The 12,718-nt window shown below is 60.2% G+C and carries 9 protein-coding genes; 6 read left to right on the top strand and 3 right to left on the bottom strand.

The features are described 5' to 3' along the window. From FN369_RS10920 to recA, 3 genes are all read left to right on the top strand, one after another. Window positions 1-508 (top strand): hypothetical protein (locus tag FN369_RS10920; protein WP_178087574.1); only part of this gene is annotated, 508 nt, incomplete at its 5' end. A 69-nt stretch (window positions 509-577) separates the two neighbouring features. Next, window positions 578-2,446 (top strand): RNA polymerase sigma factor RpoD, encoded by a 1,869-nt coding sequence (rpoD, locus tag FN369_RS00490; RefSeq protein ID WP_142524264.1) that lies wholly within the window; start codon window positions 578-580, stop codon window positions 2,444-2,446. Between the two features lie 101 nt (window positions 2,447-2,547). Continuing rightward, window positions 2,548-3,597, top strand: a complete 1,050-nt coding sequence (gene recA / locus FN369_RS00485) for a recombinase RecA (RefSeq protein WP_178087573.1) — start codon at window positions 2,548-2,550, stop codon at window positions 3,595-3,597. A 29-nt stretch (window positions 3,598-3,626) separates the two neighbouring features. Here recA and FN369_RS00480 read toward each other — a convergent pair whose 3' ends face one another. Both FN369_RS00480 and FN369_RS00475 read right to left on the bottom strand, forming a co-directional pair. Next, window positions 3,627-6,257, bottom strand: a complete 2,631-nt coding sequence (locus FN369_RS00480) for a valine--tRNA ligase (protein ID WP_142524262.1) — start codon at window positions 6,255-6,257, stop codon at window positions 3,627-3,629. Between the two features lie 58 nt (window positions 6,258-6,315). Beyond that, window positions 6,316-8,733 (bottom strand): AsmA-like C-terminal region-containing protein, encoded by a 2,418-nt coding sequence (locus FN369_RS00475; protein WP_142524261.1) that lies wholly within the window; start codon window positions 8,731-8,733, stop codon window positions 6,316-6,318. Window positions 8,734-8,811: 78 nt separating this feature from the next. Between FN369_RS00475 and FN369_RS00470 the strand changes: the two genes are divergently transcribed. Beyond that, a complete protein-coding gene (locus FN369_RS00470) occupies window positions 8,812-10,167 on the top strand; it encodes a glycine--tRNA ligase (RefSeq protein ID WP_142524260.1) in 1,356 nt (451 codons plus the stop codon). Window positions 10,168-10,202: 35 nt separating this feature from the next. Here the strand turns inward: FN369_RS00470 and nifV are convergent, their stop codons facing one another. Further along, window positions 10,203-11,384: a homocitrate synthase gene (gene nifV / locus FN369_RS00465; RefSeq protein WP_142524259.1), complete on the bottom strand. Its 1,182-nt coding sequence runs from the start codon at window positions 11,382-11,384 to the stop codon at window positions 10,203-10,205. A 116-nt stretch (window positions 11,385-11,500) separates the two neighbouring features. On the opposite strand from nifV, the gene FN369_RS00460 reads away from it, so the two are divergent. Together FN369_RS00460 and nifH are read left to right on the top strand one after the other, a co-directional pair. Then, window positions 11,501-11,710: a hypothetical protein gene (locus FN369_RS00460; protein WP_142524258.1), complete on the top strand. Its 210-nt coding sequence runs from the start codon at window positions 11,501-11,503 to the stop codon at window positions 11,708-11,710. Window positions 11,711-11,766: 56 nt separating this feature from the next. Further along, window positions 11,767-12,654 (top strand): nitrogenase iron protein, encoded by an 888-nt coding sequence (gene nifH / locus FN369_RS00455; protein ID WP_142524257.1) that lies wholly within the window; start codon window positions 11,767-11,769, stop codon window positions 12,652-12,654. Window positions 12,655-12,718: the final 64 nt, after the last annotated feature.

Genomic DNA, 12,718 nt, shown 5'->3' with positions numbered 1-12,718 from the left:
GACGGCGGCCCGCCTGGGAGTCTCCCGCGGCGCCCTCGAGGAAGCGATCCGAAAGGCGGGGAGTGCCAACAAGCGGAGCGAAGCGCTTCCCGGCGCTCTCCCGGCGAATCGGGATGCCGTCCTGACGGAGTTGATCTGGTTGCTCTGCGAAGCCCCGGGCATCTGGAAGAGGGTCCGAGCCGAGTTCGACCTGGACTGGCTCGATGCGGGAGAGGAAGGAGAACTGGTCCGGAAGATCCTCGCGATTGGGTCGGACCCTGAGACTCTCTTTCCGAGTCTTTCCGAGGAAGAGCGGAATTTCGTCACCGGCGTGCTGTTGCGCCCTCCCCCCGTCGATCTGGCGGTCGAGCCGGAAGATCGCTGGGAGACATTGCGCCGGCGCTTGGAATTCCTGTGGAAGCGCCGACGGATCGGCCTTCTGGAGGAGCGCGTCCGAGCCGGCGGAGCTTCTCCGGAAGCGCAGAACGCGCTACGGGAACTCGTTGACTTGCGGAAGAGTCTCGATTAACCTTTTTCACTTTGTCTTTCCTTGGCCATCTTGCAGTCGTCGAAACCCAGTAATGAGTCGAGTATGACCATGCCGCGCAATCCAAGAACCCCAAGAACCAAAAAAACCAGCGTATCGAGCTCCCCGTCTCCAACATCTCTCCCACACGATTGCACAAAAAGTTCGGCTTCTGTCTCGTCCTCTTTAAGCAAGGTTCATGCCACCGGGGGAAACGGTCATTCCAAGGCGGGCGCGACCGTTGCCTCGACGACTCTGGTAGCCGAGGAGCAGCAGCTCGCCAGCAAGCTCGCGAAGATTTGGGCGGAAGAGCCTCTGAGGCAAGAGAAGCTGCGGACTCTCGTCAAGCTGGCAAAGGAGCAGGGCTATCTTACCTTCGACGATATCAACGAAGCATTGCCCGACTGCGTGCCTCAACCCGACGAGATTGAAGCAATCATCACATTTTTGCGCAGCCTGGAGATCGATGTCATCGAGAGCTCCGAGGTGGATCGTCAGAAGCCCGCGGCTCCGGCGGATGTGGTGGTCCATGAAGAAAAGGAGACTAAGCTCGACATCCTGGACGACCCGGTGCGGATGTACCTCCGCCAGATGGGCCAGGTCCCGCTTCTGACGCGGGAAGAGGAGGTCGAGATCTCCAAGCGGATCGAAAATGCCGAGTTGATGGTGCAAAAGTGCCTCCACAGCTTCGGATTTATCGCACGGGAATATTTGCATCTGGCCCGGAAGCTCGAGCAGGGAAGGGAACGGTTCGACCGGCTCATTCAGGACAAGCATATCGAAGGGCGAGAGGCCTACATGAAGGTCCTGCCGGGCCTCATGAGCAAGCTCGAGGAAAAGATCGAGGAGAGCGATCAGACATATGCCCGGCTGAGCGCATCGCCGGCAAATTCCAAGGAGAGGACCAAGCTGGCAAAGGAACTCGAGAAGCAGCATCTCGCCTTGGAAAAGATTTTCCGTCGCTTCTACTTCAAACAGAAGGTCGTAGAGGATCTAGTCCAGGTAAGCGAGGAGCGCTTTCAGGAGATTTGCCGATGGGAGAGCGAGCGGAAGCGCCTTCGCGCCCAAGGACGCGGGAGCAAGAGCTCCGAGGCGTTGAAGGCGGTGGAGGATCAACTCCAGGAGTTCCAAAAGCAGGCCCACGCCTCCGTCGAAGAGTTCAAAAAGCGGCACGGCGAGCTCAAGAAGTGGCTGCATCAAGCGATGCGGGCCAAGACGGAAATGGTCGAGGCCAATCTTCGGCTCGTGATCTCGATTGCCAAAAAATATACCAATCGCGGCCTCTCTTTCCTCGATTTGATTCAGGAAGGAAACATGGGCCTGATGAAGGCGGTCGAGAAGTTCGAATATCGACGCGGCTATAAGTTCTCGACCTACGCGACCTGGTGGATTCGTCAGGCGATCACGCGGAGCATCGCCGATCAAGCCCGCACCATTCGGATCCCGGTGCACATGATCGAGACGATCAACAAGCTCATGCGGGTGCAGAAGCAGCTGATTCAAGAGCTGGGCCGCGAACCGAACCCGGAAGAGATCGCCGATGAAATCCAGCTGAGCGTCGACCGGATTCGAGCCATTCTCAAGATGGCGCAGCAGCCGATCTCCCTCCAGAGCCAAGTTGGGGAGAGCGACGACACCACCTTCGGGGACTTCATCGAGGATAAGTCGGCCGAAAATCCTTCAGAGATGACCGCCTACTCCCTGCTGAAGGAAAAGATCCGAGATGTCCTCCATACTCTGACGGAGCGGGAGCGGACGGTGATCGAGCAGCGATTTGGGCTTCTCGACGGGTATCCCCGTACGCTCGAGGAGGTGGGCCGTCAGTTTCGGGTCACGCGGGAGCGGATCCGACAGATCGAGGCCAAGGCTCTTCGGAAGATGCGACATCCGACCCGGCTACGCCATCTCGAAGGGTTTCTCGAGGCGGATCGGGGCTTTTAGGACTTCCTACGATTTGAGAATTCCCGGGAATTTCGTGCGGGACATTCTTTCTTGGCAAGGGAGCGAAAGCAGGAAGAAGGTGTTCTGTGGAATCCGAAAAGATGGACGCGAAATCGCGGCGACTGGATAAGAATCTCGATCTGGCCCTCCAGACGATCTCGAAGGAGTACGGGGAAGGTGCCATTCTGCGTCTGGGGGACGCTCAGGCTCGTCTGCAGATCGAGGTCATCCCCACCGGTTGCCTGGTGATCGACCGGGCGCTCGGCGCGGGGGGGTTCCCCCGTGGCCGCATCGTCGAGATTTTCGGACCGGAATCGTCGGGGAAAACGACGCTTGCCCTCACCGTCGTGGCGCAAGCGCAGAAATTGGGCGGAGTCGGTGTCATCATCGACGTGGAGCATGCGATCGATCCTCAATACGCGAGACGCCTGGGAGTCAATATGTCGGAATTGTTGATCTCCCAACCGGACTGCGGGGAGGAAGCGTTGACCATCGCGGAGACCTTGATTCGCTCAAACGCCGTGGATGTGATCGTGATCGACTCGGTGGCAGCCCTCGCCACGCGGGCCGAATTGGAAGGGCAGATCGGAGACGCCACGGTCGGTGCCCAAGCCCGCCTGATGAGTAGCGCCTTGAGGAAGCTGACCGCGCTCATCAGCAAGGCGAAGACGATCTGTATTTTTACCAACCAGCTTCGCGAAAAGATCGGAGTGATGTTCGGGAATCCCGAGACTACTCCCGGAGGAAAGGCGCTGAAATTCTACGCATCGGTGCGCGTCGACGTGCGTCGAATTGGGCAACTGAAGACGAGCGACGGAACCGTCTACGGGAACCGGACGAAGATGAAGGTGGTGAAGAACAAGATCGCTCCTCCATTTACCGAGTGTGAGTTCGACATCCTCTACAACGAGGGGATCTCTCGGGAGGGGTCGCTCATCGACTTTGGGCTCGAACAGAGGATTTTGGATAAGCGAGGTGCTTGGATCTATTTTGACGGAACGCAAATCGGGCAAGGGAGGGAGGCGGCCGTCCAAGCCATCAAGACCAATCCGGATCTCGCGGCTCGAATCGACGCGGCTGCGCGCACAAAGCTTTTCGGCACGGCGAGCGCGGAGGCGGCCAAGACGGGCGAAAGAGCCTCGGATCTCTGATCGCGGCGCCCTCCCCACCCCTTCCGAATCTATTGGGAAAGCTCGTTGAGCTGATCCTCGAGTCGGCGCATCGCCGATTCCAGCTGTCGGGCCTGCTCTTTCCAAGCCTTCAGCTTTTCCGCAGGAACCCGTGCCGTGACTTCGGGATTGTGGAGTCGATCCTGGATCGCCTGCCAGTTGCGGGCGAGCTTCTCCTTTTCGTTCGTCAGCCGCTTCCGTTCCACATCGAGATCGAGAATCCCTTCTAAAGGGAGGTAGAGCTCGCCCACGGCGGTCAGCACCATGGGGGCTTTGGGAGGCGGCCCGTCGACGTCGGCGATTTCGCTCGCGTTCGAGAGCGCCGCGAGCACGGTCCTTTCGGCGTTCGCCAGGGGCGCGTCGGCGCGGAGGAGAAACGGGACCTTCTGGTTGGAAGGGATGCCGTAGGTCGAACGGAGGTGACGGCCGCGCTCGGCCGCCTGGTAGATCGAACGAGCGAGGAGAGCGGCCTCCTTCCGGTCGGCCAGCCGCTCGTCGAGCTTTCGCGCCTCCGCCGCGCTGAACCAGCCGGCGAACTGAAGCGTGGAGGGGCCGAGTTCGAATCGGTTCCAGAGCTCCTCCGTCACGAAGGGACAAAAGGGATGGAGGAGCCGCAGGATCCAGGAGAGGGCGTAATCAAAGGCGGCGAGCGTTCCCGAGGCCGTCGGGCTTCGGTCTTGGGATAGGTCGACCTTGGCCGCCTCGAGGAAAGAGGAGCAAAAGTCGTTCCAGACAAAGCTGTAGAGCAGACCGGCGGCTTCGCTGAATTCGTAGGCTCCGAAGGCCGTTTCGAGCCGGATTCCGGTCTGGCTCAGAGCGGAAAGCATCTCGACCGCGAACGGGGAGAGGCGATCTTCCCAAGGTCGGGCGGATGCGGCAATGGGTCCGAAACGGGCTCGGAAGCGGCAGGCATTCCAGAGCTTGTTGCAAAAGTTCCGTCCTTCTTCGATCTGCTTTTCATCGAAGCGGATGTCTTGTCCTTGAGGGGCGATTCGCAAAAGACCGAAGCGGAGTCCGTCCGCTCCATATTTCTCGATCAGCGCGAGCGGATCGGGGGAGTTGCCCAACGATTTGGACATCTTCCGCCCCAGCCGATCCCGGATCAGACCGGTAAAGTAGACGGCGCGGAAGGGAATGTTTTCCTCCAGGCTTGGTCCGCGGCCCGGCCGGAATTCCAGGCCCGCGATGATCATGCGGGCGACCCAAAGGAAGATGATGTCGGGACCCGTCACCAGGACCGAAGTGGGATAAAACTTTCGGCGCGTAGCGGGGTCCATGGTCTCGAACGCCCAGAGCCAAGACGAGAACCAGGTGTCGAGAGTGTCGGGATCCTGCACCCATTCCGGACCCGGCGACTCCACTTGGCACAAATGGGATCCATCTTTCCACCAGACGGGAATCCGGTGTCCCCACCAGACTTGGCGCGAGATGCACCAATCCTGAATGTTTTCGATCCAATGCTCGTACACCTTTTCCCAATGCTCGGGGAAGAATCGGATGCGCCGCTCCCGGACGACGCGGAGGGCCTCCTCGGCCTTGGGATATCGGAGAAACCATTGCTCGGAGAGGCGGGGCTCGATCGGCACGTTGGCGCGTTCGCTCACCCCCACGGTGTGGAGATAGGGCTCGATTTTGGCGAGCAACCCCTTTTCCTCCAGGAGCGATGCCGCTTTTTTCCTCGCCTCGAAGCGATCGAGCCCATCGAGCTCCGGAACGGAAGGGCAGTTCATCCGCCCATCCGGATGCAGGACGTCGACGATCGGTAGCTTGTGCCGCTGGCCGATTTCAAAGTCGAGCTTGTCATGGGCCGGGGTGATCTTGAGGACGCCGCTGCCGAAGGCGGGATCGACGGCCGCATCGGCGAGAATCGGAATCGAGCCGTGCGGAAAGGGTCGGACCGCCCGGCGCCCGATCCATTTGCGATATCGCTCGTCTTCCGGATGGACCGCGATGCCGGTATCTCCCGGGATCGTCTCCGGCCGGGTGGTGGCGACGGTCAGGAAGGCTCCTGGCTCGTCCTCCACCGCATACCGGACAAAATAGAGATTCGACTGCTCTTCCCGCGGAAGCACTTCTTCGTCGGAGAGGGCGGTCAAGGATGCGGGGCACCAGTTCACCATTCGTTTGCCTCGGTAGATGAGTCCTTTCCGGTAGAGTGCGACGAAGACCTCTTGGACCGCCCGAGAATAGTCCGCATCCATCGTGAAGCGCTCTCGCGACCAGTCGGCGGAACTCCCGAGCTTCTTGAGCTGCTCCACGATGATTCGGCCATGCTTTTCTCTCCATTCCCGCACGAGCCGAAGAAACTCCTCTCGACCCAGCTCCTTGCGGCCGATCCCTCTCTGTTTTCGCAGGGAGCGCTCCACGACCATCTCCGTAGCCAAGCCGGCGTGATCCGTTCCCGGAAGCCAGAGCACCTCGTACCCTTCGAGGCGGGCCTTACGGGAGAGGACATCCTGCAGCGTGTTATTCAGGACATGGCCGAGCGTGAGCACCCCCGTGATATTCGGGGGAGGCATCACGATGGAAAAGGCCGGCTTCGAAGAGGAGGGATCCGCGCGATAGGTTTGGTCTTGCAGCCAACGAGCATAAATCGATTCGGCAATCTCTTTCGGCTCATAAGCTTTCGGAAGATCGGACATCGTTTCCCTATATCGTCCCCCCGCCGGTTTGGCGAGCGGGGATCGGCTCCGGCTCCCACTAAAAATTGCGAGGCTTCCACTCGGGGGCGGCGAGCTTTCCCGAACCATGGTATTCGAAAAGCTTGCTGATGGGGAATAAAATGGTCCCCATGGGCCCGCGAACGTTGACTCGTGCATCGGCTTCGAGGTTGTCGTGCAGGAAGTTGTAGTTTCCTTTCCCGATGATGGTGAAGGCGACGCTCGCGATGTTGAATTGCCCGGTGGAGACTTCGCCGTTTCCCACCGAAAAATGGGCATGCGCCTGATCCGCCTTGGCCATCGCGAAATCCGGGATGACCGTGCTCATGCCGGTCGAGAGGCCGCCGAGAAACGGGATCGAGAGGATGTAGCCGTCCCGCACGTCAAAATCGCCTTCGCCGGTGAGGGAGGCCAGATTGCCCACGAATCCGGCCAAGGCGAGGTGAAATTGGAGGCTGCCCGAGCATTTGTCGAGATGGTAGAGGTCGGACATGACCTTATGAAAATCGGCGTGCTCCAAGTCAAAAACGGAATGGAAAGGACAGGGAGCGGGCACGGGTCGCAGCGTCACATGGAGGGTCCCGTGGAGCGGTCCGTCGAAAAGGGAGGATTGATCGATTTGAACGGTTAGCTCGTTGCGGCGGAGCAGAACGCGCCCTTTGGGAGAGACGATGGGGAAATTCCGCTGAAAGAGGACATAGTCGAGCACGGAATCGGACTGAACTTCGACTCGAAGGTCGCTGACCGGGTTCTTGCTTCCCTCGTTGAGATCGACGACGCCGCTCACCTGGAGGTGGGGAGGCTTTCGGAAGCGATAGGGCTCCACGTAGCCGGGGAACTTGTCGCCCAAGGTCGGAGCGCAGGCGATTACGTCGACCGAGGAAGAGAGATCATGAACAGCGACGACCTTGTGACCGAAATCGTTCTGAAAGTCCCCCGAGATCGTCCCCTCGGGCCGGGATGCCGTGAAATGCGAGAAGTGAAGCGTACGGTCCTGGTACCCGATGTCGGATTGTACGGAACGAATCGCAACCCCTTTGTAGGAACAGTTCTTAGCCGAAAAGCTACCATGCACCTCCCATCCAGTGGGATCGAAGAGGTTGTGGCCCGTCACCTCTCCCCGAGCCCACGGAGGCTCCTTGGGAAAGGAGAGGGATTCGAGAAAACGATCGGCGGCGGGACCAGCCAATCCGAGAAAGACCGTCGGATCCACAGTGGATTCGGCCTTGATGCGAAGCTTGGGCAGGGAATGGTCGTAGAGGAATTCCGCATCGATCTTTCCCGCGGGAGAACGGAGCTTCGCTTCCGGAATAAAAAGCTTCGTTCCATCGAAGGCCAGGGGGATCGAAAGTTCGTCGAAGGGATGCCCTCGGTACCGGAAATGGTGCCAATGGAGATCGGCGGTGAGACGGAGGAAGCGATCGGTGGGCCCCCACTTGGCGGTCATTCGCCCGCTTAAGCTGGGTAGGTCTACGAAATGGAACTCTTGGACGACGGCGGCGATCTTTTCCGGCAACGAGGGACGGAGCACGGTGGGGTCGGCGTTACTCAAAAACTCGAGGAATCCCGTCTGCTGCGGCAGATCGGCCTCTCCCCAAAGGGAGATTTCGCCTCGAGGAAATCCCAGATGGAGTTCTTCCAGGCGGACGATTCGGCCTGCGAGACGCAGCTCTCCCGCCATCCGCCCCAGAGGGATTTGCCGCCAGGAAATGGGGGAGGAGAGGATGCGACATCGGACGGTCGCTTCCCAGGGATCCTTGGTCGTCATCGACAAGTCGACTTCTACGGGAATCGGCCGCTGAGTTTCGATCTCGTCGACGACGGCAAGAATCTGGTGCCAGAGAGAATCGGTCGCCTGCTGCTCTCGCGGAGAGGGAGCGGGGAGTGAGGGATATCCGTTGAGCAAGATGCGCCCCTTGAGCAAAAGCTCGAGGTTGAGGACGCGGGCGCGGGCCTGCAGAATTTCCAGAGCGCCGGGGACAAAGTTGACCCGAGCGGACACCTGAGAGAGCTCGACCTCGCTCTGCGCCGTGAGCGGAAGATGGATCGTGGCGTTCTGAACCGAGGCGTTCTTGATCCAGGGCTTGCCTTTCCACCAAGCGAGCCAGGCGACGGAAAGGCGGACGTGATCGACCTGGAGCCAGACCTCCTGTCGGTCGCGATTCCGAAAGACGGCGACTCTGCTGGCGATGAGGTGGCCCAACGGATCGAGGGAGAGGCGACCCACGGAGATCGCGATATCGTGCGCCTCCAACTCGGCCAGGAGGACGTTTTTGATTTGCGTGGGCACTCCGGAGAACCGTAATAGGAGAAAGGTGGCGACGAGGATCGCCGAAAGCAGTCCAATCGCAGCGAGCACAAAGTGGCTGGCGATCCGGGCGGCGAAACCGGAAAGGATCCGCAGAACGGATTTGCGGGAGGCTGGTTGCTTTTTCCTTGCCTTCAGCCTTCGTGACATGGACTCGTAACTGCTCTCGTTTCCGCGCGACGGGTGGATCGCGCTTCCGTTCCATTTCTTATGACAGAAGAAGTATTGATGGAAAAGCTTGTTGCGCTCTGCAAGCGTCGAGGCTTCGTCTTCCCCTCGTCTGAAATTTATGGCGGCCTCAACGGTTTGTGGGACTTCGGGCCCCTTGGAGTGGAACTCAAGAGGAATATCAAGGAGCTCTGGTGGCGTTCGATGACGCAATTGCGGGAGGATATCGTGGGTCTCGACGGCTCGATTCTCATGAATCGGGCGGTTTGGAAGGCGAGCACCCACGAGGAGCAGTTCGTCGATTGGCTGGTCGACTGCAAGACATGCAAGGCGCGCTTTCGCGTCGATCATCTCGCCGAGGCCCGTTGTCCGCTCAAGCCTTCCAAGCATCCCGGGGAGTGCGGTGGGGAGATGACGGAGCCGAGGAGGTTCAATCTCCTCTTCCGGACTTATGTCGGCCCCTTGGAAGAAGAGAGTGCTCTTACCTACCTGCGTCCCGAGACGGCTCAGGCGATGTTTGTGCAATTTCGCAACGTGCTCGAGACCTCGAGGAAGAAGATTCCTTTCGGCATTGCGCAAATCGGGAAATCGTTTCGCAACGAGGTCAACCCGCGGAATTTTCTCTTCCGCTCCCGCGAGTTCGAGCAGATGGAGGTCGAGTATTTCATTCGGCCGGGGACCGGGCTTGAGGAGCTCGAAAAATGGAAGGAAGCCCGTCTGGCCTGGTACGAATCGATCGGCCTGCCGCGTCATCGCATCCATGTGCGGGACGTGCCGGAAGGAGAAAGAGCCTTTTACTCGGAGAAGACCTACGATTTGGAATACACCTTCCCCTTTGGCCGCCAAGAGCTCGAAGGGATCGCCTACCGGACCGATTTTGACTTGCGGCAACACGGAGCGGCCAGCGGCAAGCCGCTCGACTATTTCGACGAGGAGACCGGACAGAAATATATTCCGCACGTGATCGAGCCGAGCGGGGGAGTCGATCGGACGTTCCTTGCGATCCTCTGCGAAGCTTACGACGAGGAAGATGTGGCTGCGGAAGGAGGGAAGGTGGAAAAACGGGTCGTCCTCCGTCTCTCCCCTCGCGTGGCACCGATCAAGGCCGGCGTCTTCCCGCTCGTCAAGAACAACGAAGCGTTGGTCCGAAAGGCCCGTGAGGTTGCCGATCTCTTGCGGATGCACTTGCGGATCTTCTACGACGAGAGTGGCGCCATTGGGCGCCGCTATCGCCGGATGGACGAGGTAGGCACGCCCTTCGGCGTGACGATCGATTTCGAAACCTTGGAAGGGGCGCGCAGCGGCGCCTTTGCCGGAGAAAAGGAGACGGTGACCGTCCGCGAGCGGGATTCGATGCGTCAGGAACGCGTCCGCATCGCGGAGCTTCTCGAGTTTCTTCGGCTGCGTGTTTCTTGATTCGGCTTCCAGGCGAGTTCGGTAGTCGGTAGGGGTCAGGCACGGGAGGCCGGCAGGGCACGAGAGCCGACTCCGGACGGGATCGTCTCGGCAAGGAGACCGAGAAGCTCGGATGGGCTGGGAGAGCGCTTTCTTTGGGTCACGAAAGCGGCGATCGGCTTCCGCATCGCCTCGGCCTCGGAGAGCGAGAGATCGACGCCGAGGCGCCGGTATCCCCATTGGATCGCCCGGGGCCCCGAATGCTTGCCCAAGACGAGCTCGTGGGTGCGGCCCAGCTCCTTGGGATCAAAGGCCTGGTAGTTCCACGGATCCTTGAGGAGTCCGTCGACGTGGATGCCCGATTCATGGGTGAAGACCGATCCGCCGACGATGCTCTTTGCTTCGGGGATCGGCCGTCCCGAAATCTCGGCCACGAGTCGGGAGAGGGCGAAAAGGGAATCGCCGCGCACCCCGCAATCGGTTCGGCTGTTGTAACGGAGAGCTGCCACGACCTCTTCCAGCGGGGCGTTGCCCGCCCGTTCCCCCAAGCCGTTCACGGTTACGCTGATGTGCGTGGCACCGGCTCGGTAGGCGGCGAGGGAGTTCGCGGTCGCCATCCCCAGATCGTCATGGGCATGGATTTCGATGTCGATGTCCACCGTTCGGCGGAGTTTTCGGATCGACCGGAATGTCGTAAACGGATCGAGGATGCCGAGGGTGTCGGCAAAGCGGTAACGCGAGGCACCGGCGGCTTGGGCGGTCTCGGCGACGCGGAGGACGAAATCGAGCTCGGCGCGGGAGGAGTCTTCCCCTCCGACCGCTACCTCCAAGCCGAGATCGAGTGCTTCCCGGACGAATCGCCGCACCGTCTCGAGGACCCAGCTCCTCCCCTTTTGCAGCTTTTTCTCGATCTGCTGATCGGAAACCGGAATGGAAAGGTTGGCGAAGCGGATCGGCAGCGATCGAATCGCTTCCAGATCTTCGGGATGCATCCTCCCCCAGGAGAGGAGCCGGCAGCGGGACCCGGCGAGCGCCGCGATCGCCCAGAGGGTCTCCTGCTCCGCCGTTCCCATGACGGGAATGCCCGCTTCGATCTCGGGAATGCCGGCCGAGACGAGCGCTCGAACTAGACGGAGCTTTTCCTCTCGCGAAAAGGCAACGCCGGGAGCCTGCTCCCCGTCCCGAAGAGTAGTGTCGACCAGGACGGGGGGAGTTGGTGTTTTGCGCGGAGCCCCCATAATTCCCTCTTGGCAGCAAGAAATATGCCACCGGCGCCTCCGATCGGATCGGACGGAAGCGCGTCGAAGTCCTGTTCGGTTTCCGACATTCTCTCCTCGTTTGTTGTCTTTGGCACGTGATCGAGGGCGGGAAGGAAGTGCAGGAGGAGGCTCCTCGATTCTCCCGGAAGCTCGATGCCTTCCCTCCCAGGCAAGTGGGCGCATCCGGAGGGATTCTCTCTTGGGAGCGATCGGAAGGCAGGCGCAAGAAGCGGGTGATCGTTCGGCAGTCGCCGAGCACGTTGGCACGCGATCTGCTCGATCCCTTGCAAAGCGCCGAAGGGTGAGAGCAGAACGATCGCCCTTTGGAAAAAAGACAAAAAGAAAACAAGGGAGATCTACAATGAGCGAGCTGCGACAAATTGCCTTCTACGGAAAGGGAGGGATCGGCAAATCGACCACTTCCCAGAACACTCTCGCCGCTTTGGCGGAAATGGGACAGCGCATTCTGATCGTCGGTTGCGATCCGAAAGCCGACTCCACGCGCTTGATCCTCCACGCGAAGAATCAAGACACGATTCTCCATCTGGCCGCCGCGGCCGGAAGCGTAGAGGACCTCGAGATCGAGGATGTGATGAAGGTCGGCTACAAGAACATCCGCTGTGTCGAGTCGGGCGGGCCGGAGCCGGGGGTCGGATGCGCCGGGAGAGGGGTCATCACGTCGATCAACTTCCTTGAGGAAAACGGAGCCTACGAGGGAATCGATTATGTCTCCTACGACGTTCTCGGCGACGTTGTCTGCGGCGGCTTTGCGATGCCGATCCGAGAGAATAAGGCGCAGGAGATCTATATCGTAATGTCCGGCGAGATGATGGCGATGTACGCCGCCAACAACATCTCCAAGGGAATTCTCAAGTATGCCAACTCGGGAGGGGTGCGCCTGGGCGGCCTCATCTGCAACGAGCGGCAGACGGATCGGGAGTTGGAACTGGCGGAGGCTCTGGCCGCAAAGCTGGGCACGACTCTCATCCATTTCGTGCCGCGCGACAACGTGGTCCAGCACGCGGAGCTCCGCCGGATGACGGTGATCGAGTATGCGCCGGAATCGAAGCAGGCGGACGAATACCGGAGCTTGGCGAAGAAGATCCATGCGAACAAGGGCAACGGGGTGATCCCGACTCCCATCACCATGGACGAGCTCGAGGACCTGCTCATGCAGTTCGGCATCATGAAACGGGAGGATGAGACGCTGGTGGGGAAGAGCGCCGAAGAAGCGGTTCTTTGCGCCTGAGCATCGGAACCGAGCAAAGAGAAGAAGGATTGTCCGGCCGGGTAGGCGGTTTCCCGGCCGGCGG

The sequence above is a fragment of the Methylacidimicrobium cyclopophantes genome, assembly GCF_902143385.2.
Taxonomy (GTDB): domain Bacteria; phylum Verrucomicrobiota; class Verrucomicrobiia; order Methylacidiphilales; family Methylacidiphilaceae; genus Methylacidimicrobium; species Methylacidimicrobium cyclopophantes.
The sequence above is the reverse complement of the archived record's forward strand: the minus strand, read 5'-3'. Positions and strand labels throughout refer to the sequence as shown.